Below are 24,442 nucleotides of genomic sequence, written 5' to 3'. Positions count from 1 at the left end.
GGGTTTATTTTTGCATAGATTTATATTAGTATTATATATTGTGAGATTAATAGATGAGGTGAATCGATGAATAAGAAAGCATTACTTGTTCTTGTTGTTTTTGTATTGTTTATTGCTTCGATTGTGAGCGGTAAATTGTACTGGAATAAGAAGATTGCGAATGCAACGGGACAGACGAGTGAAGTAACGAAAACAAAGGCTGAAGTGAAAGATAGCGGAGCGAAAAAAGAAGAGAAAAAAGAAGAGAAAAAAGAAGAGAAAAAAGAAGAGAAAAAACAAGATGCTAAGTCATCTTTTAATGAGGCATACGTGAAGAACTTGCCAGATGCAGTGAAAGAGAAGTTAAAGAAAGCTGCTGAGGATAAAAAGCCAGTAAACCTTGTTATTGTTGGTGATGAAGCTTCTTCATCTGCAAAAGATGCTTGGGCAGCTAAGTTAACAACTAATTTAGAAACAGCTTACGGTAAAGGTTTATGGAATGTGACGGTAAAGGAATATAAGGGTGAAAGCACAGAAGAGTTAATCGCGAATAAGCGTGATAAAGAGATTGCGAAAGACAATCCAGATGTGATTTTATTTGAACCACCATTCATTACTGATAACGGTAAAACTGGTAATGGGAACTCTGTTGTGAATACACAGAAGTTTGTTCAAGCACTTTCTACTAGTGCAAAAGGCGCTACGATTATGATTCAACCATCAAATCCAGTGTATGGTGCGAAAAATTATCCGAAATCGATTGAAGCATTAAAACAATTTGCAACGCAAAATAATTATACATATATTGATCATTGGGGAGCATGGCCTGATGCGACAACAAAGGCTATCCTACCATACTTACAAGAAGAATTTGGTTTCCCAAGTGCAAAAGGACATGACGTTTGGGCGAAATATGTAACTGATTATTTTGTAGCTAAGTAATGAAGGAGAGATAAAAGGTGTACGAGTTCTCGTATACCTTGTCCTTTTATAATTAAGAGATTTGAAAATAGTAGGAGGAAAACAATGAACTCAATCCTAATCTGCGGCGGAGCCGGGTACATCGGTTCTCACGCTGTGAAAAAATTAGTAGACGAAGGTTTATCTGTAGTAGTAGTAGATAACTTACAAACTGGTCATGAAGATGCAATTACGGAAGGCGCGAAGTTTTATAATGGCGACCTTCGTGATAAATCATTTTTAAGGGATGTTTTTAAACAAGAAAATATTGAGGCGGTTATGCACTTTGCAGCTGATTCTTTAGTTGGAGTTAGTATGGAAAAGCCCCTTCAATATTATAATAACAATGTGTATGGTGCACTTTGTTTATTAGAGGTAATGGATGAGTTTAAGGTAGATAAGTTCATTTTCTCTTCTACTGCGGCAACGTATGGTGAGGTAGATGTGGATCTTATTACTGAGGAAACGATGACAAATCCTACGAATACGTACGGAGAGACGAAGTTAGCAATCGAGAAGATGCTTCATTGGTATAGCCAAGCTTCTAATTTACGTTATAAGATTTTCAGATACTTTAACGTGGCTGGTGCAACTCCAAATGGTATTATTGGGGAAGATCACCGTCCAGAAACACATTTAATTCCTCTTGTGCTGCAAGTGGCTTTAGGTCAACGTGAGAAGATTATGATGTTTGGTGATGATTATAATACACCAGACGGTACTTGTATCCGTGATTATATTCATGTTGAAGATTTAGTAGCGGCTCATTTCTTAGGGCTTAAAGACTTGCAGAACGGCGGAGAGAGTGATTTCTATAACTTAGGAAATGGTAATGGTTTCAGTGTAAAAGAAATCGTTGATGCAGTTCGAGAAGTTACAAATCATGAAATTCCTGCTGAGGTAGCACCGCGCCGTGCGGGCGATCCAGCACGTTTAGTTGCTTCTTCTAAGAAAGCGAAAGAGAAGCTAGGATGGGATCCTAAGTATGTAAATGTTAAGACAATCATTGAACATGCTTGGAATTGGCATCAAAAGCAACCGAATGGATATGCTAAATAAATATAATAAGTGAAAGAGAGGGTATCGTCGACAAAATATGTTCGACAATACCCTCTCTTTTTTTGTACGATTTTTGCTATACTAAACTGTACTATAATACATGGTGGAAGGAGGAGAATGATGAAAATACTTGTGGTTGATGATGAATCGAGTATTCGTAATTTGATTCGGATGCAGTTGGAGATGGAAGGTTATGAAGTATTAGCAGCGGCTGATGGGAGAGAAGCTTTAGAGCGATGGAATGAAGGACCGGATGTATTGATTTTGGATGTTATGCTTCCGGATACGGATGGGTATGAGTTGCTTCGTTTGTTTCGTGAGAGGGATAGGGATATTCCGGTGCTTATGTTAACGGCAAAGAGTCAGATGAATGATAAGTTGCTTGGATTGCAGCTTGGTGCTGATGATTATGTGACGAAGCCGTTTAATTATGCGGAGCTTATTCTTCGGGTTAAGAATATGGCGCGGCGTGTAAAGAAGATGGAGACCGCTGTAAGTCATGAAGTAATTGAGGCTGGAGAGATAGTGATTTGTCCTAAGGAAAGAAAGGTACATGTGAGTGGACAAGAGATTCAGTTAACGTACCGAGAGTTTAATTTATGTCAGTTGTTTGTTTCAAATCCGCAGCGTGTGTTTATGAGGGATGAGTTGCTTGAGAAAGTATGGGGATTTGAGTATATCGGAAATACAAGAGCAGTTGATATTATGGTGCAGAGACTTCGAAAGAAGCTTGGGACGAGCGGAGAATATATTAAGACAATTTATGGCGTTGGCTATAAACTGGATTGTTAAGTGGTGATGGTATGTCTTTAAAGCGAAATATGGTGTTTGGAATAGTTGGGCTGTTAATTCCGATTTTTGTTCTTTTATATGCAGTTGTTTATATTACGTTAGAAAAGAATATGTATCATAACGCAGCAGATTCTTTAGAAAAATTAAGTGTAGAAGCACAAATTTATACGATGAATTATTTAGAGAAGGAAGCAGAAGTGGATACGCTTGGTCCGAATTCACTTTTAATTGCGTCGTATTTAGCGAAGCGTATGGATGTCCGTGTACAGATGATCGGGAAGAATGGCGATGTTGTTGCAGATACACAAAAAGGAGCATTGCTTCACCGTAACATCGACATTGAGAGTTCTTTGAAGGGGAAGAAGTCTTATGTTTTTGAGGAGGCGGATCCCGCTCCCATTCTTTTGTTTTCAAGCCCAGTATATTATGGAAACGATGTCATTGGAAGTATTCGTTTTATAAATGAGTTAACGGGTGAGAAGGAAGTTTTAACAAATGTGAGCTGGACATTCTTAATGGCGTCCCTTTGTTTAGTAGCTGCGGGTATTTTCTTTGCGATTCGTTTGGCGAAGTCTCTTCATAAACCAATTGATCAGTTGAGACAAATGGCACAGCGGCTTGCGAATGGTGATTATAAGAGTAAGATTGAGTTAAATGAGTACGTGGAAATCGCTCAGCTTTCAGCATCTTTTAACGCGATGGCCGATGGAATTGAGCTGCATATTAAGCAATTGCAGGAGGAGAAAGAGAAGCAGAAAGATTTCCTAGACCGCATTACGCATGAGCTAAAAACACCGCTAACGGCAATTATCGGTTATGTTGATTTAATTCCGAAGTTACAATCGAAAGAAGATGTACAGGAAAGTCTTCGTTATGTATCTGTGGAAAGTGAGCGTTTATTATCACTTGTAGAGGAACTACTCAAGTCTTCGAAATATGGGAAGAGTACGTTTGAAGTGTCTCCTACAGTTGTGAACATAAAGGAATTGGCAGAAGAAGCAGTTTCAATTGTGAAACCTCGCCTAAATCAGTTTGAAATTGAAGTGATAAATGAGTTAACGGATGTACATGTTGTTGCGGATTTTGATAAGACGAAGCAAATTTTCTTAAATGTGCTTGATAATGCAATTAAGTATAGTGATGCCTCGCACATTCGTATGAATGTAATTGTGAATGAGTATGAGGCGAAGGTTTTTGTTCATGATGATGGGATCGGTATAGATGAAGTGGTGCTTGCAGAGTGGAATGAGTCTCCGAAAGGAAAGGCACTTCCGTCTAGTTACGGGAATGGTTATGGTTTGTATATTTGTCAGGAGATTATGAATAAGCAGGGCGGAAGCATGCGGATTGAGAGTAGTGAAGAAATAGGTACTACAATATTCATTACATTTTTGCTTCCGAGAAGGATGGAAGACATAAAAAACTTGAAAGCGGTTAAATGATACATTTATGAAACAATTATGCGGTATTTTCGAAACAACGTTTTTTTATCTTGGAGGTAGGCAGAAATGAAAAGGCTATCATTTCAAATTCTTATGTTTGTCATTTGTATGATTGTTTCTCTTGTTTTGTTTTATGTTATGGAGAAGCAAATATATAATCGAATCAACATTGTAAATGATAAACAAGCCGTTTTACAAAGGGTGAATGAATCTCTTCCAATTGAAGTGAAAGTAAGACATGAAAAGTGGGGAGAAATTGTTGTAACGGATGAAGTTCGTTTGCATACGATTGTTTCATTCTTTGACCGAATTCGAATAGAGCCAGGTGACGTTAAGAGCAAAGAACAAGTATTTACTGGAGAAGTAACGTACTTGAATGGACATAAGCGTACTTTTGCAGTAGGTGACTTGTTCCAGTATGGGGAAAATGTATACGGAAAGAATGGCATGGATCCGATGATTTCAGCACTTCAAACGTATTTATTAAGCCTGTATTACACACCAGAGCGTATTAGTGATTTCTTTGCTTCAGCAAAGGATGTCGTAGTACGTCAAGGTGATGTGGTACGTACTATCAATCTTACGCACATACTTGATTCTATTCGATACGCAAAGCAAATTACAGATTACGGAGAAATTCAGAAGTTATTACAATCGCAGAATGAACCGATTGCTTATATTACAGCTTATAAAACAGGTAAGCGTGTAAAGAATGATCGTGAAGATATTCTTACGATTTCTTTGTATCCATCGTACTTTGTGGTGCAATATCTCGGTGATAATAACGGTAATGTCATGTATATGAAAGGCTCTCTAGCAGAGTTATTCGTAAAGGAGAATGCGTCATGAGAAAGATAGCCTTTTTCTTCTTTTTGCTAGTAATTGGAGGAGCGATGTCTAGTTGCTCTCGAGATACAACCTCTATTAAATATAGTAAAAATGGTCTCCCTATTTTGGATGATCGTCATATTGTTGCGTATGTAGCGGCTCGTGAGGAAGTTGGTGAAGCGTTACTTTCATCATTTTGTAAACCGCGCGGATGTACGTATGAATTTATTCGTCTTTCAACAGAAGAACTTCTTCGTAGAGTGGAAGAAGAAGCTGGAAATCCGAAGGCGGATATTATTATTGGCGGTACAGTAGATGCGCATCAAATGATGAAGCAAAAAAATCTTTCTATTCCTGTGATAAGCCAACATGCAAATCGTATTTCAAAAACTGTTAAAGATAAAGATGGTTATTGGTACGGTTATGAAGTGGAGAAGCTGGCAATTGCGATTAATAAAGAGCGGTGGAATGAGGAAATAGCGCCGCTCGGTCTCTCGTATCCGTTAAGATGGAAAGATTTATTGAATCCAGTATATAAAGGAAAGATTGTCATGCCCGATCCAAATGTTTCAGGTACAGCATATACGTTTTTCCAATCACTTATTGATACGTTAGGTGAAGAGGAAGCGAAGGAATATGTGAAGAATCTGGCAGAACAAGTTGGAGAAGTAACAGTGAATGGTTACATCCCAGCAGAACTTGTTGCGAGTGGTGAATATATGATAGGCATCAACTTTATGGGAGATCAGAGAATGCTTCAAAAACAAGGCTTTCCGATTTTAAGTAACGAACCTGAGCAAACAGGGTTATCCGTTAATGCGATTTCGAAACTAAAACGTGCACCGAGTGGTATTATTGCGGATTTATTTATTGATTATTGTTTATCAGAAGAAGCGGGTCACATTTTAGAAAAAGTGTCGTTTGGCGTACCAACGATGTTTGCGAAGAATGAGAAAGAAATAGAAGGACAGCCGGTTAGAAGGACGAACCAAAATATATCAAATAGCGGAATAATCGAGATATGGAATAGACAGCGTCTCTCTCTGAAGTGAGAAAAGGAGACGAAAATATATGTTTAAATGGCTCAAGCCAGCACCTGCAATTGAAAGATTGCCAGCGGATATGATCGACCGTGTATATCGATTACTACGTATTCGTGTGTTAATCGGGATTTCAGTTGGATATGCTGCTTATTATTTAGTTCGTAGTAACTTTACGTTATCAAGTACGTATTTAGTACAAGAATATGGTTTTAGTACAGCTGAAATTGGTCTACTAGGTTCAGTAATGGCAATTGTTTATGGATTTAGTAAGTTCTTTATGGGTAATTTATCAGATAAAGCTTTCGCCCAGCGCTTTATCGCAGTCGGTTTATTCTTATCAGGGCTTGTAAATATTTGTTTCGGCTTTGCATCATCATTTGGGATGATTGTTACATTACTTGTTGTTAACGGTATTGTACAAGGTATGGGAGCACCGCCTTGTAGTATTGTTATGACGAAATGGTTCTCGAAGAAAGAACGCGGTACGAAAACAGGTCTTTGGAATATTTCACATAACGTTGGTGGAATGCTTGTGCCACCACTTGTCGGAATTGGTGTAGGTATTTTTGGTGAAAACCATTGGCAAGGCGGCGTGTTTATTTTCCCTGCAATTATCGCAATGGTAATTTCAGTTCTTGTTTGGATTAATGCGAAGGATACACCAGAATCTGAAGGTCTTCCTCCAATTGATGAGTATCGTAATGACTATGAAAATCTTGAAAAAGCAGATAATGCTAACAAGATGTCACCAAAAGAAATTTTAATGAAGTATGTAGTGAAAAATAAATTTGTATGGTTCTTATGTATTGCGAATGCTTTTGTTTATTTAATTCGTTTCGGCGTTATTAACTGGGTTCCACTTTATTTAACGACAGTTAAAGGATTTTCAAAAGCAGAAGCACATGCGGCATATGCAATCTTTGAAGGTATGGCAATTCCAAGTTCATTAATCGTTGGTTTTTTAAGTGATAAATTATTTAAAGGAAAACGTATGCCATTATGTATTATTAGTATGGTTGGAGTTGTTATTGGTACGTTTATATATTGGCAAGCAACTAGCGTACTTGTTGTAAGTATTGCAGTTTCTATTATCGGTTGTTTAATTTATGTACCACAGTTCTTAATCGGTTTAAGTGCGATGGAATTAGTACCGAAATTTGCAGTAGGTACGACAGTTGGTATGTGTGGTCTATTCGGTTATGTAGGCGGAAGTCTTGTAGCTAACGCAGCAATTGGTGTTATTGTTGATCGTTCTGGCTGGGATGGTTGTTTCATCTTACTATTAACAGGTGCGGTTTTATCAACAATCTTCTTATTTATTGTTCAACGTGGACATGAGAGAAAAGATCCTAAAGTAGCGTAATATTTTGTTTGAAAAGCTATCCAATTATTATTTTGGATGGCTTTTTCTATATAATATAATCTTTCCTTAAATCTATCTTAAAAGATATAATGTCATATTTCTAATCATTGGAATTTTTGTTACAATATAAATGGATGTGTAAAACTTTGTAAAAAGATTGTAATAATATACAATTTATTTTCAGAAAGTTTTATACAATTATGGTATTTATTAAACTATTAATTTATAAAGGGAGAGAGAATATGTTACCAAATACGGTTCGTACTCCAAACAAGAAGAAGAAATGGATTATTATTGGGGTTATTGCACTAATTGTTATTGTAGCGGCAATTAATATTTTTGTTATGCAAGGTAAGAAGAAGGGTGCATCAACAACGTCTGATGCTGTAAGTTTTGAGAAAGTGACAGAGCGTAAGCTGAATAATACAAAATTAATTTCTGGTCAGGTGAAGCCTGGTAATATTGAAAGCTTCTATGCAGATCCGACCAAAGGAAAAGTGAAAGATATTGAGGTAAAAGAAGGGCAAGAGGTAGAAAAAGGTACGAAGTTATTCTCTTATGACAATGAAGAGATTAACCTTCAAATGAAGCAAGCTGAGCTTGATCAGAAGATGGCGGATATGCGTTATGATCAAGGAAAGAAGAAGATTGATTCGCTCAAGAAAGAAATTAAGAAGGCAAAAGATAGCGGAGCTGGGAAAGAAGTAACAGATCCGATGGACGAGCAAGTAAACGAATTAGAGATAGCTCAAAAGACAACTGACCTTGAGAAAGAAAAAGGAAAGTTGCAGAAAGAAGAGTTAAGTAAGAAGCAGAAAGAGCTTACGATCTATAGTAATTTCGCTGGTGTTGTTCAAAAGTTAGATAAAGATGCGGCACAAAGTTCATCTCAAGCGTTAGGTGGTCAAGGAAAATCGTTTTTACAAGTAGCTTCTAAAGATCCATTCCAAGTTCAAGGTACGTTAACTGAGCTTCAGAAGTCACAAATTCAAAAGGATCAAACATTCACTGTAACGGCGAAAGCAAATAATAAGAAGAAGTGGACAGGTAAGATTACAGAGGTAAGTGAGTTCCCTACGAGTGCAGAGATGGCGCAAGCTGGCGGCATGGGTGAAGCAACTCAAAATATGTCCCAATATACATATAAAGCTAGCCTTGATAGTCAAGATGGTTTATCTCCAGGTTATCACGTTTCTCTGCAAGTAAACTTAGAGAATAAGACGATGATTGCTGTTCCAAGTAAGAGCATTGTAGAAAAAGGCGATGATGCATTTGTTTATGTTGAGGATAAAGGGAAGCTTCGTAAACAAAATGTGAAAAAAGGTTCTACTGATGGAGACTGGACAGAGGTTGTAGAAGGCGTAACAGTGGGGCAAAAGGTGGTTAAAAATCCTTCCGACGATGTGTATGACGGAATGGAAGTGAAAGAGAAATGATTACGTTAAATAATATTGCTAAAACGTATTATCAAGGAAAATTGGCGGTGCCGATTTTGCATGGTATTAGTTTAACGATTCAGAGTGGTGAGTTCGTTTCGATTATGGGACCGTCTGGTTCTGGTAAGTCGACGCTTATGAATATTATTGGTTGCTTAGATCGTCCAACAGAAGGCGAATATATGCTGAATGACGTGAATATCTTAACAGCAGACGAGTCAAAGCTTGCTTTAATTCGTAATGAATATATTGGCTTTGTATTCCAACATTTTAATTTACTACCTCGTCTTTCCGCAGTGGAAAATGTTGAGCTTCCGCTCGTATATGGTGGCGTGAAGAAAGCGGAGCGTCGCAAGCGTGCTTTGGAGGCGCTAGGTAAAGTTGGATTGGCGGATCGCGTGCATCATTTACCAAATGAGTTATCAGGTGGACAGAAGCAGCGTGTAGCGATTGCAAGAGCGATTGCGAATAACCCAACGTTCATTATGGCCGATGAACCGACTGGTGCACTTGATACGAAGTCTGGTGAGCAAGTTATGGATATTTTCACGAAGCTTAATGCAGAAGGCACGACGATTGTTATGGTTACGCATGAAGAGGAAGTAGCAGCGTATTCTTCCCGCCGCATTGTACTGCGAGACGGGAAAGTTACAGAAGATAGAAGGTGTGCGGTATGAGTTTACTAGATAGTATAAAAATTGCCCTATCTTCTATTTTAGCTCATAAACTACGTTCAGCTCTTACGATGCTCGGTATTATTATCGGGGTAGGTTCGATTATTACTGTCGTTGCAATTGGGCAAGGCGGGGAAGCTGCATTGAAATCGCAGTTTGTTGGGGCAGGTAATCAAACGGTTCCGATTCATTATAGTGCAGATATAAACGATCCTTTCGGTATGGGAATGGTAGAAGCACCGAAGATAACTGAAGAAGACATTTTTGAAATTAAAAAAATTCCAGAAATCGCACATGTGGTAACAACAAATTCAACCATGGAACCACTTGATATTGAAGATAAAAAAGAAATGGTGAGTATTACTGGATTAGATAGTGAGTACTTTGCAGTAAATAAAGTAAAGTTGTTAAAGGGACGTTCTTTACAAGAATCAGATGTGGATCAAGGTAATAACGTTGTTATGATTAGTAAACAAATGGAAGAAAAGGTGTTTAAGGATACCAATCCAGTCGGTAAAATTATTGAAATGAAAGGTCAACCGATGCAAATTATCGGTGTCTACAAATCAGATAATGAGTTTATGGGAATGGGACCATCAGAAGCACTAGTTCCAATTTCATTATGGCCGACACTGTATGGGAAAGATGAAATTCAAAATATTTCTGTTCAAGCAAAAAATGTAGATAATCTAGAAAAAGCAGGTAAAAAAGCTGCAGATGTTTTAAATAGTCGTAAACCGACTGATGCAACTGGTAAATATGAAGTTATGAATTTAAAAGAAATTCAAGAAGGTATTTCGAAGATGACCGGTATTATGACAATGATTATCGGTGGTATCGCTGGTATTTCATTAGTCGTTGGTGGAATTGGTGTTATGAACATCATGCTTGTATCTGTAACGGAGCGTACGCGTGAAATTGGTGTACGTAAAGCACTTGGAGCAACGCGTAGTAAAATTTTATTACAGTTTTTAATTGAAGCAGTTATGTTAACACTTCTAGGTGGTTTAATCGGAATTGGTCTCGGGTATGGCGGAGCATATATCGTTTCTACATTCGCAAAATGGCCACCACTCGTTTCATGGGAAGTTGTCGTTGGAGGCGTACTGTTCTCGATGACACTTGGTATTATTTTCGGATTAATTCCAGCGAACAAAGCTGCGAAATTAGATCCAATTGAAGCATTGCGTTATGAATAATTAATAGTGTAGTAGAACTACACATTACCGTTCTAGTGGGCGGTTCGTAGCCTCTTACATGAGGAAGTGAACCGCCCGTTAGAACGGGTTATATAAATAGAAGGAGGCGTTATAATGGAAGCGAATATTAATACGCAAGATGTAGGTGCGAAGAAGCCATCATTATTAGGAATGATTACTTCTCCAGGTGAGCAATTTGAGAGAATGAAGACGAAAAGTCCAGTATGGGGGGCATTTTTCCTTTTCATTATATTAACAGCTGTAATTGCAGGGATTGGCATGTATCAAGTAGTAAATCATCCTGATGTAATGGGTGAGGTGCCTGATGCCGAAGCGGCTAAAGTTGTTGGTTACTTCGGAATAGGAGCAGGTATTGTTGGTGGGCTATTTGGTACTGCGATTTGGTTCTTCATTGCGGCAGCTATTTATAAAGTGATTATGATGTTTATGAGTAATGATACTTCATACATGAAATTATTATCTATTTATGTCTACACATATACGATTTCAATTTTAGGTGCAATTGTGAACTTTATTATTAGAATGATTATTGGTGGAGATATTGAAACTTCTTATACAAGTTTAGCAACTTTATTTGAGCCAGGTACAGTTGCTCATGGTGCTGCTTCATCATTCGAAGTTTTCAATATTTGGGCATTAGTTGTAATGGGATTAGGATTACATATTACGGCTGGATTAAGTAAAAAACAAGCAACGATTTTAATTGTTATTTTCTTTATTCTTTCAGTTGGATTTAGTAGTTTAAGTGGTCTAGCTCCAAAATTTGGTGCATAATTTATTCTTTTAGAAAAAGGTGACTCTTCAAGGGAGTCACCTTTTTTATTTTTATCCCTATTTCAAATACCACCAACAAAATTTCAAATACTACATAGTGTAATTTCAAATTCCATCGGTAGTATTTGAAATTACTCACAGTGAAATCTTTTCTTTATTTTTATATTGTGAAGGTACCGCGGAATACTAGAAAGGTATACCTTTTAGAAACGGGTACTGTGTGAAGCCAGCGACTTTTAAAGAGGCAGTTGTTTTGTATGAAGGGATGATTGTAAATCAAATAAAGAAATTAGGTATTCGTAAAGATTATGAAGAGTATTATCAATGTGGTTTAATCGGTCTTTGGCATGCATATGAAAGATTTGATGCGGAGAAGGGGTGTTTCCCTGCATATGCAGTTGTAACGGTGCGAGGTTATATATTAGAGAGATTGAAGAAAGAGTTCACAGTGCAGGAGAGATGTGTATGTGTAGGAGAGTATGAGGATATCTTTCATTATGAAGACGTTGAAATGAGAGTGAAGGAATTTATGAGTGTATTAGATGAGAAGGAGAAGTATATTGTTTTTGAACGTTTTTTTGTAGGGAAGACGATGGGAGAAATCGCGTTAGAGATGGAAATGACATATTATCAAGTAAGATGGATGTATCGGCAAGCACTCGAGAAAATGCGAGATAGTGTAAAAGGATAAATATTAATATAAGAATGGAAGGCAAGAGATGTTGCTTTCCATTCTACTTGTTAGTTTAATATAGTAAATGTAACAAGGGGTTTTTAAATTGTAGTGAATCTTGCATGTTCATACGAGATAGTATGTATCCAGCTTTTAATAATTGTTGCTGCAATTTATGTGGACTGATAGATATTGTTGTAGTGGTGCCATTTGAAAAGTGTATTTTAGTCTTTTTAATCTTTTGGCAAAATTCTATATCGTGTATGTGGTTATAAAATAGCCATATACAGTTTGGAGATGAAGGAGATTCTGTTGGAAAAGTACAAATGTATTCCCGATGATTAATTGGAATTGGAACGTTTTGTTTAAATCTAAAATTTGTTTGGACTGCATTACGCCTGCCTTGATAAGTAGAGTGAATATGGGTTAAGCAAGATTGTTTGATGAGTTGTAATGCGGTTTGGCAGGAACGAAGATCATCTCCGCTACTGTCGATAAGTTTTGTACGATAATAAGGGTGATTGTATGGAACAAGCATCATAGTAGAACTAGAAATAATAATGTTATTTTCATCATTCATGATTTTAAGTCCTCCCTTATGAAATTAATATTTCGAATATAATTATATACGGAATAAGTAAATTAAGTGTTAATATTTTGTTTTGTATTGTAAATTTTGGCTATTCGTTTACAATCAATAGGTGATAGTCTTTCTAATTTGCATCGCTTGTACATATATATGAAAATAGAAAAGAGTAGGCGGTGATATAGTATGAAGAAAAAGTATATTATTATGGCTTTAGTTGTCATTCTCCTAGTATATTTAGCAAACAGCAATCCGAGTAAAGGAGAATATACAGAATGGGCAGCGAAGCAGTTTATGAAGCGTAATGATGTGAGTAAGAAGCTAGATGAAGTTCAAAAAGAGAATGAAGAGGGTCTCCTTGGCGACTTGGCATCGGCCGGTAAAAAGTTAGCGAAAAAGTATGTTGAGCCACAAGTTGGGTTATTAATTGATCATTATACGAAGCGAAATGATTATATATTCTTCTCAACATATACGACTGAGTTTGATATAGGTGAAGAACATTATAAGTACGTATGCGTCGGTTTTTCAAAGATTTTTATTCCGATTGAAATGCCGAAGAAAAAAGACGAATCTGCAAAATGATGCAGATTCGTCTTTTTCATTTTATAGAGTAATTGGAACTTCAGATACATTTTTTTCTACAAGGCGAGCTCCCTTTTTTCTTGTATTTTCATCAATGGATGAAAATACAGATGAGGCAAGGATTGTATCCATTACTTGATTTACGACTTGTGCATCGATTGGTGTGATGGGCGTATCGATAGAAAAAACGACTGTTTTTCCATCTTCTTTCGCGAAAATTAACTCTAGTACTTGCATGTGTTATTCCCTCCTTTGTATTTATCCCGCTATTTACGGGACTCGGGTCTGCTGGTTAAATTGCGGCTAATAATCAGCGGGGATGAATAAAATCCCCACTGATCCGAGTTTTACTTTATAGTTTAGAAAGATCTGATGTGCTAACAAGTTGTACAGCGTGAAGTGGTGATGCTTGTAAGGAAGCGAGAGCATGAGCTACGTTGTGTACTTGATCTAAGCTCGCATTTGTTTTAACACGTTTAAATTGTTTGCTCTTGAAAACTGTTTTGCCGTTCTTATCTAATCCGTTGTTTAAGACAAGACGTAAAGTTAAATCCATTACGATTGTTTCAATTGCCATGTGTATCACCTCCTTTCACTTTATAAATAGGGTACAAATGTCATGTTTTGGCGTGAAATTTTTTCTTTTTTTTGGTACCCTTAAAAGATTAAGAGAGGAGAATTCTGGATAATGAATCGTAAATGGTTATTTTGGATTCCTGTATTACTATGGATGGGGCTGATTTTCTATTCTTCGGCACAACCATATAAAAAGCAGGATATGCGTTCAGATATTGAACAATATGTAAATGTTGAATTTGTGAAAGAGCATTTTTCATGGGTATCTATCGATTATGGTGGAGGAACCCCTGTTAGTATTGCGAATAAAGGTGTAGGCGGATTTATTGAGTTTTTCCTTCGTAAAGGTGCTCATTTTATGGTGTTCTTTATGCTAGGTTCATTGATTTATTACGCTTTTCATCGATCAGGTCATTCGAGGAAAAGATGTTTTATATATGCCCTTCTTTTCGTTGCAGGTTATGCAACATTTGATGAAATCCATCAATGGTATACGGGGGACCGTACACCAATGTGGCAAGATTCATTGCTTGATACGTGCGGCGGATTAACCGGGATTATAATAAGTAATTGGTTTTGGAATAGAAAAAAGAGCTAATCTCATTTCGAGATTGAACTGCACCCCAATTGTTAGACACAGTCTAACAATTGGAGGTGCAGTTTTTCTATGGCTAAATTTACAGCTGATGAAAAAATACAAATCGTTCTACGTTATTTGAACGGAAATGAAAGTTATCGAGAACTGGGTAGATCGCTCGGTATAAGTGACACAATCATTTTGAATTGGGTAAACCAATATAAACAGAATGGTCTGGAAGCTTTTCTAAAACGATGTACAAATTACACACAACAATTTAAACTAGACGTACTAAACTTTATGATTGAAAACGGTATGTCCTTATTTGAGACGGCAGCTATCTTTAATATTCCTGCCCCTTCAACGATTTCTGTTTGGAAAAAACAGCTCGAAACACAAGGAATTGATGCCCTTCAATCTAAGAAAAAGGGGCGTCCATCCATGAAAAAAGATTCAAATAAACAATTAAAACAACCTTTAGCTGAAGGGTCAGTCGAAGCACTTGAAGCACGCATTAAACAGCTTGAGATGGAAAATGAGTACTTAAAAAAGTTAAATGCCTTAGTTCAAAACAAGGAAAAATCACAAAACAAGACAAAGCGCAAGTAGTCTATGAATTAAGGCATAAATATTCGGTCAAAGCACTCGTGGAGCTAGCTACTATTCCTCGAAGCACGTATTATGATTTAGTAAAGAAAATGAATCGTCCAGATGTAGATGCCGATTTGAAAGCTGAGATTAAAGCGATTTATGAGGAAAATGAAGGTCGTTATGGTTACCGTCGCATTCGTGATGAATTAACGAATCGTGGCCAGAAAGTGAACCACAAGAAGGTTCAGCGCATTATGAAAGAGCTTGGGTTAAAGTGTGTTGTGCGTATGAAGAAATATAAATCCTATAAAGGAAAAGTCGGTAGAATTGCACCTAATATTTTAGAGCGTAATTTTCATACAGATGCACCGAATCAAAAGTGGGTAACAGACATCACAGAGTTTAAATTGTTTGGAGAAAAACTGTATGTATCACCTGTATTAGATTTGTATAATGGTGAAATTATTACCTATACAATTGGTTCTAGACCGACGTATTCGCTTGTTTCAGACATGTTAGAGAAAGCATTGGAACGTTTACCCGAAACCCACCAGCTACTGATGCATTCGGATCAAGGATGGCATTATCAAATGAGACAGTACGTCCGGACACTTGAATCAAGAGCTATCGTCCAGAGTATGTCTCGAAAAGGAAACTGTTACGACAACGCAGTAATAGAAAATTTCTTTGGGATTATGAAGTCGGAGTTCCTCTACATAAAAGAATTTGAAAATGTAGAGCACTTTAAAATAGAATTAGAAAAATATATAGATTATTATAATACGAAACGGATTAAGGCAAAATTAAAAATGAGCCCGGTACAATACCGGACTCACTTTTATCAAGCTGCCTAATGAAATAACCGTGTCTAACTTTTAGGGGTCACTTCAGATTAGCTCTTTTTTTGCGGGTAGTAAAATTTCCCGTAACTGGCCTGATTAAAGTTTCACTCTATCCCGCATTAACGGGCAGTAAGACCCCCACCTCAAAATTCAGCGAAAGCAAAGAAGTTAGGGAGGTGATCAACTGCCCGTAAAAGCCCGATTGGTTCAACTAATAATCAGTGGGGATGAACAAAACCCCCACTGATTAAAGTTTCACTTTATACACCAAGTAATTCTTTTAGTTCGTCTGTTGATAGTTCAGTCATCCAACTATCGCTTGTGATGACCGCATTGTTTAGAGATTGTTTTCTTTCTAGCATTTCATCAATTTTTTCTTCTAACGTTCCTGTTGTGATGAGTTTGTGAACATGCACAAATCGTTTTTGACCGATACGATATGCGCGGTCTGTTGCTTGATTTTCCACAGCTGGATTCCACCAACGATCGTAGTGAATGACATGGTTGGCAGCGGTTAAGTTTAATCCTGTTCCGCCAGCTTTTAAGGATAAGATGAAAATGTCATACGTTCCGTTTTGGAACTCCTCAATCATCTTGTCACGATCTTTTTTCGGTACACTACCGTTTAAGAAGAGGACACGCTGGCCGAATTTTTCTTCTAGCACACGTTTTAGCATGTTCCCCATGCCGATGTATTGAGTGAAGATGAGGCAACTTTCATTTTGATCTTTTATATTTTCGATGAGCTCCATTAATATTTTTGTTTTCATGGAGCGTTCAACGACATTTTGTGGCTCTTCTTCTTTTAAATAAAGAGCAGGATGATTACAAATTTGTTTTAGCTTGTTCAGCATAAGTAATATAAAACCGCGTCTTTCAATTCCGCTTAATCCTTCGACATTTTGCAGTGTATCTTGAACAAGTTGTTCATATAAGGAAGCTTGTTCACCAGTAAGAGGACAGTAAGCTTTTTGTTCTTGTTTATCTGGTAAATTTAATGCGACTGTTTGATCTTTCTTCGTTCGGCGCAGTAAAAATGGTGAGATAAACCGTTGAACTTGCTGGATTTTTCCTTCATCACGATCTTTTTCAATCGGTGTGACGAAGCGGCGCTGGAATTGCCCTAAGCTTCCGAGATATCCATGATTAATAAAGTCGAAAATGGACCAAAGTTCAGCGAGGCGATTTTCCATCGGTGTACCAGTTAAAGCGATTTTGTGATTTGCTTGCAAGTTTCGTACTGCTTTCGACTGTTTCGTATGCGGGTTCTTAATATTTTGTGCTTCATCCAAAATAACAGCATCCCAGCATAATGAAGTCAGTTCTTCCTCATCGAGCTGAGCCAATGCATAAGATGTTAATACAACATCTGCCGATTGAAGGAAATCTTCAAATAAATTGCCCTTATCTCTATTACTTCCGTAATGTAATTGAACACGTAAATTCGGTGCGAAACGCTCAAATTCTTTTTGCCAATTTCCAAGAACAGATGTCGGTGCTACGATTAATGCAGGGCCTGTTTTGAGATTGTTTTCTTTTATATATAGTAAGTAAGAGATTGTTTGAATACTTTTCCCGAGTCCCATATCGTCAGCTAGCAATGCTCCAAATCCAAGCTTTCGTAAATATAATAACCATTCAATACCGTGTTGTTGATACGGACGAAGTGTTGCGTTTAGTGAAGTAGGGACATCTACTTTTGGAATATCTCCAATATGAAGCAGCTTCTGGAAGAGTTCTTCATAATATCCATCTAGTTCGATTTCAATATCAGTAAACGGGCTATTATCTTCTACAATTTCTGTTTCAGCCGTATTTGATAAATGTTGCTGCAGGACATCTTTCATCTCTAGTCCATATTTATCGGCACGGTTCATGAGTTTCCTTACTTCTTCGATAAAGGCTGGATCTAGTCGCATCCATTGACCGTTTATATTAAATAGGCGTTTGTTTTGTTCAACGAGTTCGAAAAATTCGCTTTCCGATAAATCAATGCCGTTCGTCGAAATGCGCCAGTCAAAATTAACGAGCGTATTCATACCGAAGAACGATTGTGTTTGTGCTGTATTTTGCTTCAACTGGACACGTAATTTCGGTTTTGTTGCTTTTAAATTTTGCCACCATGATGGTAGTAAAATTGTAATGCCGGCTGCAAGTAATTCATTGCTTGCTTCTGTTAAGAAGTTCCACGCTTCGGTTTCAAAGAGCTCATTTCGGAACGTATCTCCTTCTTTTAACCACGGTATGAGCTTACTAAAACCTTCTTGTGTTTCTGTAATCCGTTCCTCGTAATCGTGCCATCTTTTCGGTAAGGAATCGATGTTTTCATATACATATATGCGATGCGCCCCGCGCTTTGGTGTCACAATTGTTTCAAGCTTCCACATTTCAAATTCTTCTTGTGGTTCTTGTAGTCTTAATCCGATTGTAAACGGAAGATCATCTTCAATATAACCAATTTTTCGAAGCCAATCTTCTTCATGTAGTGCTGTTTCTAATTGTCTTTTCGTAAAGTCGTAATGTTCATATAGTCTTTTAGCATCTTCCCAGCCGTCATTTGAGCGATTATCTTGTAATATGCTTTCATTAACTGCTGCTGAGAAAAGAGATGCTAATGTGTCATCTTCAATTGGTGTATTTTGAACTTTCCAAGATGGTTGTTTGGACCAATGATTCATATTTGGTACGAAGCTACCACTCGTAAAGGCATCCCATAATTCATTTGCATCTTTCGTAAGTGCTGTAATAGGTCCGTTTATTTGCATATGTGCAAATGAATTCATCGGTTTGTTTGCAATGTATTCAAAGGCTTGTGCATTTGTAAGCAGCACACCTTGTTTTCCTTCGAAGGTTGCTTCTTTTAGAAACGTACCGTAGAAAGAAGTGGAGTGCCATGTGAATGCATTTCGTTTCCAACTTGTTACGGATAATGGAGTACCGCTGTCATCTTCTCCCCAAAGGAACCAACCTTGACTAACATGCTGGAGCCTAATTGTTACTTCAGTTTGATTGATCATCGATTAATTTTCCTTTCCGTAATTCCTCTTGTAGTGCACGCAGACGTGAATGGAGATTGGCAATGTGAATAATGAAAGCATCCCATTCATCGGTGCGTTTTAATCGTTTATATAATGTACGTAATTTCTTTAAGTAACGAACTGCGCGTTTATATGATTTACGATTTCGTTCTTCAATCGCCTCTACAGCAGCAAGATGGTAAAGAGGGAGTGCCGCTTCTGGCGCTTCTTTTTCAATATCTTTCAGTGGCTCTTTCAACAGTTCAATTGCTTCAAATCCATATAGGAGATGAAGTTCTGCCCATGTGCGATACTGTTTTTTCGCGAGTACGTACTGTTCATAGTTTGTGAAACTATACGGTAATAGTTCTTGTAAGATCATTTCGAAACCAGCTTGTTCATTTGTATGTGTTGCATATGTTTCATACATGATTACAAATAGCCGAACGACATCTTTTATGAAAATCGTATTTTCGTGATCTTGGATCGTTTTCTTTACTTGTTTATACGTAAAGGAAAGCCAATTTTTTGCACGATCCCACTGCATGGCACTTAATAGTTCTTCTAACCAATAGAAGTATAGACTCACAACAGAAGCAGGCTGTTTTTTTAGTAAGTCCATCGCTAGTAGATCTTCGTCATTCAAAAAGAGAAGATGGGAAGACGCTAACGCTTTGGATAGTGGATTGATTTTCGTATCGATTCGTTTTTCTTCTTCTTGTATTTTCTCTTTATTGTTTAAAAGTTCACTCCATATGTGACGATAAATGAAAAATCGCTCTTGCGTATAAGCGTCGGTAGAGAAGAATACTTCATGAACGAGACGAGCTGTTTCTTGTAAAATTATTTCAGACTCTGAAGGAATCGCTTCTGATTGTAAGTCCCGAACGATGGATTCCACTTTGTCTACAAATAGGCGAATGACATTAACAGGTTGGTGATAAGAATACGTTTTGTTTGCGTCGAATGCCTGAATTTCTTCTAATAACTTTTGAAAGCAGTAAAGTGCTGCGTGTAACCTGAATAATTCATGTATCGCAATGACACGCGGAGCTTTCCGCTCAAGTTTCGTATAGAAATCTGTAAAGATACTCATAAGAAAATACATTTGTTTATAAGTAAGCCGAGCTTGTTCTTTTTTAAATGATTCATATTCTTTTTCAAAATACGATTGCCAACTTTTATAATCCGTTTCTTCAAAAGCTGATGATTGCAATACTTGTCTTGCAGTTCGAATAGGAGGAAGGGAAGGTTTCGTATTATTTTTAAATAAAGTTAATACATCTCCTACTTGCCCGAAACTAGACGCTGCAGATAGTAATACAGCAAGCATATGCTCACATTGTGTTGGTGCGAAGCAATCACAATAACTTTCAGCGACGTTACGAATCGGAATATGAACGCTATATACGTTGCCTTCCGCATCTACAGTTCCTGATAGTGTATAACCATCAAAGTCAACGTTGTAGACAACACCACTACGATATAGGTGCCGAGCTGTAGCGACATGTTCCTGATCAGCTGTTTGCTGTGGATCTAGTCCTTGAACGAACTCATTCGCAATCATCATAATTTCATCTTTCGTAATTGAGTGTTGCAGCATAATATTCCTCCGTACACATATTTCTTTCCTTTACCATTATAAACAAAAAATGCTCAAAACAGAAAAAATGAAATTTGGATTACATAACTTGAAAATCATGGTAATATATAAAATGTTAATTTCATATATGAATATATACGTATAGGAGGAGAAATGATTTGTCAGATTTACAGACGAAGTTAGGTAGTGGAATGAATAAGTTACAAGAAGGAATAGAACAAGGGAAAATGAAGTTGCAAGTTGCACAAGAAATTGCTCAATTGAAAAAGGGAATGCAAGTGCAAATGCAGAAAAAAGCAGAGGTTCTATTAGAGGTTGGACAGCAAGTGTACGTTCAATTAAGAGGAAATGGAGTAAATGAAGCGAGCTTAAAAGAAATGATTGCTCCAGTTCAAGAATTTGATGTAGCTATTTATCAAGCAAGAAAACGCATTGTTGAATTGCAAAAACAACAAGGTGAAAAAGCTACATGTGAATGTGGTGGACCTTTATCAATAAATGATAAGTTTTGTGGTTCGTGTGGAAAGCCTAACCCAATGTTAGCAGTAGAAAATGAAGGTGAAACGGTAAATTGTATTTCATGTAATGAGCATATCGATAAAAACTCTACTTACTGTCCAGTTTGTGGAATTAAGCAAAGTGGGGAGTGAATTAAATGTATTGTCGCACATGTGGAAAACAACATGGTGAAGAAGTAAATTATTGTCCAAATGAAGGTAGTATGGAGATTGCAGGAGCTATAGATGCAATAACATTAGAAAAAGATACTGCAAAATACTGCAAAGGTTGTGGCAATGAAAATGCTCAAAAAAATTTATATTGTCAAAAGTGTGGGTATTCTTTATTTGTTGCGAAGAAAAAAGAACAATCTGTAAAATTGCCTACAATGGATGGTGCTCCTAAAGTTGAATTTAAAGCAGATAAAGCCGTTTTACAAAAAGGTTTTATTGGTGGGGCTGTTGCAAGTATTCTCATGTTAATTGCTGGTTGGATTGGTAGTTTATTATTTGCTTCTATAATAAGTGAGATGTTTAGCAAATTTGCGAAAGAATTAGATATGTTGCCGAATTTTTATTCGAGTGCAACTTCTACGATGTTAAGTTATCATTTACTTGGTTTTACAGCTAACGACGATAGTGGATTGATATTTTCTTTATCTTGGCATACTCCATTTACATTACTACTAATCATTCCATTTATTATTTTCGTTGGTACAGGAATTTGGTTAGGGAAACAGCATGTTGCGAAAACGATTAAAGATCAAATTTTTATGGCATCAACAGTTGGTATTATTTATGGCGTCTTTTTATTCATTATAAGTTTTATAGCATCACAATCTTTTGCAATTCCATTCTCAGAAGCAGGTAAGATTACGGTTGGCTATTCAGCGATTAAGAGTTTATTGAGTGGTTTTGTATGTGGGACATTATTTACTTTATTAGGATTTATTGCTCATACAAGCAAAAACAATATGGCAGCAGCATTTCAAGAGTTAATGCCATATGGAGCGTCTGTTTATTACGGTGTTTCAGCTATGATAAAAGGACTTTTAGTAACAGCAGTAGCGGTTTGTATTATGGCGTTAGTAAGTAAGGAAGATGGTATTGAACCATTAAAAGAAATAACAACTTTAAAATCAGAAAGTACATTATTAGCATTAGAGTTAACACCTCAATTATGGAGTATGGCTCATTTTGCGCCGTTAGAAGTATCAAGTCCAGCACTTAGTAAAGAATTTACTGGAATTGGTAAGAAATCAAAAGCATATGAGAGCACACTATCATTTTCATTTATATCAGGCGTCTCTGTAAATGGCGTAGAGCTTAGAGAGATATTGATTTCAAAAGGAGCAAATGAGGAAAGCCTTGCAGAATTTGATAAAGTGAATAACGTATTCCATTATGGTTTATTACTGCTTATTATTCCATTGTTCTTTATGTTTAGAGCGGGAAGAAAGTTAGCTAAATTACCGACTGCCAATATATATATTACATTAGCGGTATGCAGTGGTTCTTACACAATTATGATGATTGTAATGAATATGATTTCTAAGTTCCAAATTAATGTTTCAGGAACTGTAACAGGTTTATTTGGAACAAGTGGAACGGTATTATCTATGCAAAATTCATTTATATATTTAACTTTGTTTAGCTTGATTGTGACATATGTAGCAGCATTTGCTGGAATGAAATTAGCTAAAAAATAGGAGGAGAGCACGTTGAAGTTTTGTGGAACATGTAAAAAGAACGTTGCAGACCATTTGAACTTTTGTCCTGAGTGTGGGAGTAAAGTAGAAGTAATCGTTGATAACACTGCTGCTTCATATACAGAATTACAAAGCGAGACAAAACCAGTGAAAAGTAAGAAAAATTTATTTTTAATCATTGGTTTTGCTATTATTGTTATTTTATTATTTGGGGCATATAAATTTGGAGCATATAAGTTTTCAAAAGAAAAGCAAGTAAATGTAATGATTGAAGCATTCCAAAAGAAAGATATTAACGCAATTGATGAGTTTGTGAAAGCAAATGATTCAAGTTTAAAGATTAAGACAGAGGATATTAAAGCGTACATGCGTTATTTAAAAGAGAATCCTTCTTACAACAAACAATTGTTGTCTTATTTACAGAAAGAGACAGTAGATCAAAAGTTAACAAAAGATAAACCTGCATTTAAAGACGGGGAAATAGTAGAAGAGGGAAAAGAGTGGTTCTTATATCCAAAGTATAAGTTCAGCATGAAATCTTATTATGTGAATGTAAGTACAACTGCAAAGAATGCAGAAATATATGTGAATGACAAAAAAGAAGCAGAACTTTCTAGTGATAAAAATTCGAAAGAGTTGGGGCCATACTTCCCAGGTACATATGTTGTAAAGGCAACGGCGAAGACAGAACTTACTGAATTAGAAACAGAGAAAGAAGTAGATTTAGCGGATGAGCAGAGCGAGAAAGTGAAAGTGGATTTATCGCTTGAAGGCAAGTATGTAAGCATTTCTTCTGATGAAAGTGATGCAACTGTATTTGTGAACGGGAAAAAACGTGGAAAATTAAGTTATGGAAGTTATAAACTTGGCCCTGTATCCACAGATGAAACAGTAGAAGTACATTTAGAGAAAACTACTGATTTTGGTGTGATGAAATCTGAAAGTATTAAAATTGGAGACCAAAGCACGTATTACTTAAAATTCCCGAAAGAAACATCAAATTCAGCAGTGGGCGAATTTGTAAGAAATCATATTTATGATAACGTACGTGCAATTTCATTAAATGATTTTAGTTTAATTGAAAATAATTATGATAAGAGCGGGAAATCGTATAAGGAAGACCGTGATTATATACAGTATTTACACAAAAAAGGAATTACGGAAGACTTATTAACGATGGAAGTTCGTAATGTAGAGCGTCAAAGTGATACGAAATATAAAGTAACGACATATGAAGAGTATCATATTCGTTACGGTGATGGATCTGTGAAGTTCAAAAGTTTTAATAACGAACATATTGTAACTGTGAATGGAAATGGAAAGATGTTGTATTATTCTCTTGGTGCAAATAATACGTTGAAATCAGAAGATGTATCTGGTCCAACTCGTTAATATGAGAGAGGCTGTTCAATATTTGAACAGCCTCTTTATTTTGTAGCTAAATCAATATTTCGTGTCAAACCGTTGATATATCGTAAGTTATGATAGATATAATTGAAAAATCGTTGATATATTGCGATTTATGATAGATATATTCGGAAAATCGTTGATATATTTTTCTTAAATTGTGTTCACGAAGGGAAAATAAAAAGGATATCACTTAGCCGAAAAATCCG

General features: G+C 36.6%; 23 protein-coding genes. 18 read left to right on the top strand and 5 right to left on the bottom strand.

Annotated elements, in window-relative coordinates; all coding sequences use genetic code 11:
- Nucleotides 1-66 precede the first annotated feature (66 nt).
- From AC241_RS26115 to AC241_RS26060, 12 genes are all read left to right on the top strand, one after another.
- On the top strand, nucleotides 67-921 hold the full coding sequence (locus AC241_RS26115; protein WP_050844737.1) for an SGNH/GDSL hydrolase family protein: 855 nt from the start codon (nucleotides 67-69) through the stop codon (nucleotides 919-921).
- An 84-nt stretch (nucleotides 922-1,005) separates the two neighbouring features.
- Nucleotides 1,006-1,998, top strand: coding sequence for a UDP-glucose 4-epimerase GalE (gene galE / locus AC241_RS26110; RefSeq protein WP_001084657.1), 993 nt, complete (start codon nucleotides 1,006-1,008; stop codon nucleotides 1,996-1,998).
- A 120-nt stretch (nucleotides 1,999-2,118) separates the two neighbouring features.
- Nucleotides 2,119-2,790, top strand: a complete 672-nt coding sequence (locus AC241_RS26105; protein ID WP_050844736.1) for a response regulator transcription factor — start codon at nucleotides 2,119-2,121, stop codon at nucleotides 2,788-2,790.
- 11 nt (nucleotides 2,791-2,801) lie between these two features.
- The gene (locus AC241_RS26100; RefSeq protein ID WP_046393092.1) at nucleotides 2,802-4,232 is read left to right on the top strand and encodes a HAMP domain-containing sensor histidine kinase; all 1,431 of its coding nucleotides are present in this window, start codon (nucleotides 2,802-2,804) and stop codon (nucleotides 4,230-4,232) included.
- 66 nt (nucleotides 4,233-4,298) lie between these two features.
- Nucleotides 4,299-5,081 (top strand): DUF3919 family protein, encoded by a 783-nt coding sequence (locus tag AC241_RS26095; RefSeq protein ID WP_050844735.1) that lies wholly within the window; start codon nucleotides 4,299-4,301, stop codon nucleotides 5,079-5,081.
- Nucleotides 5,078-6,112 (top strand): ABC transporter substrate-binding protein, encoded by a 1,035-nt coding sequence (locus AC241_RS26090; RefSeq protein ID WP_001225641.1) that lies wholly within the window; start codon nucleotides 5,078-5,080, stop codon nucleotides 6,110-6,112. Before AC241_RS26095 ends, AC241_RS26090 begins: the two co-directional genes overlap by 4 nt.
- A gap of 19 nt (nucleotides 6,113-6,131) precedes the next feature.
- Nucleotides 6,132-7,466: an MFS transporter gene (pgtP, locus tag AC241_RS26085; RefSeq protein WP_000477603.1), complete on the top strand. Its 1,335-nt coding sequence runs from the start codon at nucleotides 6,132-6,134 to the stop codon at nucleotides 7,464-7,466.
- A 242-nt stretch (nucleotides 7,467-7,708) separates the two neighbouring features.
- Nucleotides 7,709-8,902: an efflux RND transporter periplasmic adaptor subunit gene (locus AC241_RS26080; RefSeq protein WP_000937333.1), complete on the top strand. Its 1,194-nt coding sequence runs from the start codon at nucleotides 7,709-7,711 to the stop codon at nucleotides 8,900-8,902.
- Nucleotides 8,899-9,579 carry an ABC transporter ATP-binding protein gene (locus AC241_RS26075; protein WP_000631624.1) on the top strand — a complete coding sequence of 227 codons (681 nt, stop codon included), beginning with the start codon at nucleotides 8,899-8,901 and terminating at the stop codon, nucleotides 9,577-9,579. Before AC241_RS26080 ends, AC241_RS26075 begins: the two co-directional genes overlap by 4 nt.
- The gene (locus AC241_RS26070) at nucleotides 9,576-10,775 is read left to right on the top strand and encodes an ABC transporter permease (RefSeq protein WP_006922891.1); all 1,200 of its coding nucleotides are present in this window, start codon (nucleotides 9,576-9,578) and stop codon (nucleotides 10,773-10,775) included. The genes AC241_RS26075 and AC241_RS26070 overlap by 4 nt, the downstream gene beginning before the upstream one ends.
- Before the next feature lie 114 nt (nucleotides 10,776-10,889).
- On the top strand, nucleotides 10,890-11,570 hold the full coding sequence (yknW, locus tag AC241_RS26065) for a YknW family membrane protein (RefSeq protein WP_000387917.1): 681 nt from the start codon (nucleotides 10,890-10,892) through the stop codon (nucleotides 11,568-11,570).
- A gap of 220 nt (nucleotides 11,571-11,790) precedes the next feature.
- Nucleotides 11,791-12,261, top strand: a complete 471-nt coding sequence (locus tag AC241_RS26060; RefSeq protein ID WP_050844734.1) for a sigma-70 family RNA polymerase sigma factor — start codon at nucleotides 11,791-11,793, stop codon at nucleotides 12,259-12,261.
- A 55-nt stretch (nucleotides 12,262-12,316) separates the two neighbouring features.
- On the opposite strand, the gene AC241_RS26055 is transcribed toward AC241_RS26060, so the two are convergent.
- The gene (locus tag AC241_RS26055) at nucleotides 12,317-12,823 is read right to left on the bottom strand and encodes a competence protein ComK (protein ID WP_050844733.1); all 507 of its coding nucleotides are present in this window, start codon (nucleotides 12,821-12,823) and stop codon (nucleotides 12,317-12,319) included.
- Nucleotides 12,824-13,015: 192 nt separating this feature from the next.
- On the opposite strand from AC241_RS26055, the gene AC241_RS26050 reads away from it, so the two are divergent.
- Entirely contained in the window at nucleotides 13,016-13,414 is a 399-nt protein-coding gene (locus tag AC241_RS26050) for a DUF4359 domain-containing protein (RefSeq protein WP_000731400.1), read from the top strand.
- Between the two features lie 21 nt (nucleotides 13,415-13,435).
- Here AC241_RS26050 and AC241_RS26045 read toward each other — a convergent pair whose 3' ends face one another.
- Both AC241_RS26045 and AC241_RS26040 read right to left on the bottom strand, forming a co-directional pair.
- Nucleotides 13,436-13,651, bottom strand: a complete 216-nt coding sequence (locus AC241_RS26045; RefSeq protein ID WP_001197593.1) for a DUF2922 domain-containing protein — start codon at nucleotides 13,649-13,651, stop codon at nucleotides 13,436-13,438.
- A gap of 115 nt (nucleotides 13,652-13,766) precedes the next feature.
- On the bottom strand, nucleotides 13,767-13,991 hold the full coding sequence (locus AC241_RS26040; protein WP_000963861.1) for a DUF1659 domain-containing protein: 225 nt from the start codon (nucleotides 13,989-13,991) through the stop codon (nucleotides 13,767-13,769).
- Between the two features lie 111 nt (nucleotides 13,992-14,102).
- On the opposite strand from AC241_RS26040, the gene AC241_RS26035 reads away from it, so the two are divergent.
- Entirely contained in the window at nucleotides 14,103-14,588 is a 486-nt protein-coding gene (locus tag AC241_RS26035) for a VanZ family protein (protein WP_023523524.1), read from the top strand.
- A gap of 69 nt (nucleotides 14,589-14,657) precedes the next feature.
- Nucleotides 14,658-16,012 (top strand): IS3 family transposase gene (locus AC241_RS33445; RefSeq protein ID WP_098630116.1). Its coding sequence is split into 2 segments (ribosomal slippage): nucleotides 14,658-15,111 and nucleotides 15,111-16,012, totalling 1,356 coding nucleotides; the frame shifts between segments, so codons are not numbered across the junction.
- Between the two features lie 248 nt (nucleotides 16,013-16,260).
- On the opposite strand, the gene AC241_RS26020 is transcribed toward AC241_RS33445, so the two are convergent.
- Both AC241_RS26020 and AC241_RS26015 read right to left on the bottom strand, forming a co-directional pair.
- The gene (locus tag AC241_RS26020; RefSeq protein ID WP_048564250.1) at nucleotides 16,261-19,017 is read right to left on the bottom strand and encodes a DEAD/DEAH box helicase; all 2,757 of its coding nucleotides are present in this window, start codon (nucleotides 19,015-19,017) and stop codon (nucleotides 16,261-16,263) included.
- Nucleotides 19,001-20,620 carry an SWIM zinc finger family protein gene (locus AC241_RS26015; RefSeq protein WP_043935840.1) on the bottom strand — a complete coding sequence of 540 codons (1,620 nt, stop codon included), beginning with the start codon at nucleotides 20,618-20,620 and terminating at the stop codon, nucleotides 19,001-19,003. Before AC241_RS26015 ends, AC241_RS26020 begins: the two co-directional genes overlap by 17 nt.
- 158 nt (nucleotides 20,621-20,778) lie before the next feature.
- On the opposite strand from AC241_RS26015, the gene AC241_RS26010 reads away from it, so the two are divergent.
- The 3 genes from AC241_RS26010 to AC241_RS26000 are packed head-to-tail and all read left to right on the top strand — an operon-like array spanning nucleotide 20,779 to nucleotide 24,218.
- Nucleotides 20,779-21,270, top strand: a complete 492-nt coding sequence (locus tag AC241_RS26010) for a zinc ribbon domain-containing protein (protein WP_001281749.1) — start codon at nucleotides 20,779-20,781, stop codon at nucleotides 21,268-21,270.
- 5 nt (nucleotides 21,271-21,275) lie between these two features.
- The gene (locus AC241_RS26005) at nucleotides 21,276-22,826 is read left to right on the top strand and encodes a zinc ribbon domain-containing protein (protein ID WP_050844732.1); all 1,551 of its coding nucleotides are present in this window, start codon (nucleotides 21,276-21,278) and stop codon (nucleotides 22,824-22,826) included.
- A 12-nt stretch (nucleotides 22,827-22,838) separates the two neighbouring features.
- On the top strand, nucleotides 22,839-24,218 hold the full coding sequence (locus AC241_RS26000) for a zinc ribbon domain-containing protein (RefSeq protein WP_043935838.1): 1,380 nt from the start codon (nucleotides 22,839-22,841) through the stop codon (nucleotides 24,216-24,218).
- Nucleotides 24,219-24,442 lie beyond the last annotated feature (224 nt).

The sequence above is a fragment of the Bacillus thuringiensis genome, from assembly GCF_001182785.1.
Lineage (GTDB): Bacteria > Bacillota > Bacilli > Bacillales > Bacillaceae_G > Bacillus_A > Bacillus_A thuringiensis_S.
Note: the sequence above shows the minus strand (reverse complement) of the source record. Positions and strands in the feature narration are given on the sequence as shown.

Bases quoted from the DNA above. Each gene is read 5' to 3' on its own strand.
- AC241_RS26115 (WP_050844737.1), top strand. From the start codon at position 67: ATGAATAAGAAAGCATTACTTGTTCTTGTTGTTTTTGTATTGTTTATT.
- galE (WP_001084657.1), top strand. From the start codon at position 1,006: ATGAACTCAATCCTAATCTGCGGCGGAGCCGGGTACATCGGTTCTCAC.
- AC241_RS26105 (WP_050844736.1), top strand. From the start codon at position 2,119: ATGAAAATACTTGTGGTTGATGATGAATCGAGTATTCGTAATTTGATT.
- AC241_RS26100 (WP_046393092.1), top strand. From the start codon at position 2,802: ATGTCTTTAAAGCGAAATATGGTGTTTGGAATAGTTGGGCTGTTAATT.
- AC241_RS26095 (WP_050844735.1), top strand. From the start codon at position 4,299: ATGAAAAGGCTATCATTTCAAATTCTTATGTTTGTCATTTGTATGATT.
- AC241_RS26090 (WP_001225641.1), top strand. From the start codon at position 5,078: ATGAGAAAGATAGCCTTTTTCTTCTTTTTGCTAGTAATTGGAGGAGCG.
- pgtP (WP_000477603.1), top strand. From the start codon at position 6,132: ATGTTTAAATGGCTCAAGCCAGCACCTGCAATTGAAAGATTGCCAGCG.
- AC241_RS26080 (WP_000937333.1), top strand. From the start codon at position 7,709: ATGTTACCAAATACGGTTCGTACTCCAAACAAGAAGAAGAAATGGATT.
- AC241_RS26075 (WP_000631624.1), top strand. From the start codon at position 8,899: ATGATTACGTTAAATAATATTGCTAAAACGTATTATCAAGGAAAATTG.
- AC241_RS26070 (WP_006922891.1), top strand. From the start codon at position 9,576: ATGAGTTTACTAGATAGTATAAAAATTGCCCTATCTTCTATTTTAGCT.
- yknW (WP_000387917.1), top strand. From the start codon at position 10,890: ATGGAAGCGAATATTAATACGCAAGATGTAGGTGCGAAGAAGCCATCA.
- AC241_RS26055 (WP_050844733.1), bottom strand. From the start codon at position 12,823: ATGAATGATGAAAATAACATTATTATTTCTAGTTCTACTATGATGCTT.
- AC241_RS26050 (WP_000731400.1), top strand. From the start codon at position 13,016: ATGAAGAAAAAGTATATTATTATGGCTTTAGTTGTCATTCTCCTAGTA.
- AC241_RS26045 (WP_001197593.1), bottom strand. From the start codon at position 13,651: ATGCAAGTACTAGAGTTAATTTTCGCGAAAGAAGATGGAAAAACAGTC.
- AC241_RS26040 (WP_000963861.1), bottom strand. From the start codon at position 13,991: ATGGCAATTGAAACAATCGTAATGGATTTAACTTTACGTCTTGTCTTA.
- AC241_RS26035 (WP_023523524.1), top strand. From the start codon at position 14,103: ATGAATCGTAAATGGTTATTTTGGATTCCTGTATTACTATGGATGGGG.
- AC241_RS26020 (WP_048564250.1), bottom strand. From the start codon at position 19,017: ATGATCAATCAAACTGAAGTAACAATTAGGCTCCAGCATGTTAGTCAA.
- AC241_RS26015 (WP_043935840.1), bottom strand. From the start codon at position 20,620: ATGCTGCAACACTCAATTACGAAAGATGAAATTATGATGATTGCGAAT.
- AC241_RS26005 (WP_050844732.1), top strand. From the start codon at position 21,276: ATGTATTGTCGCACATGTGGAAAACAACATGGTGAAGAAGTAAATTAT.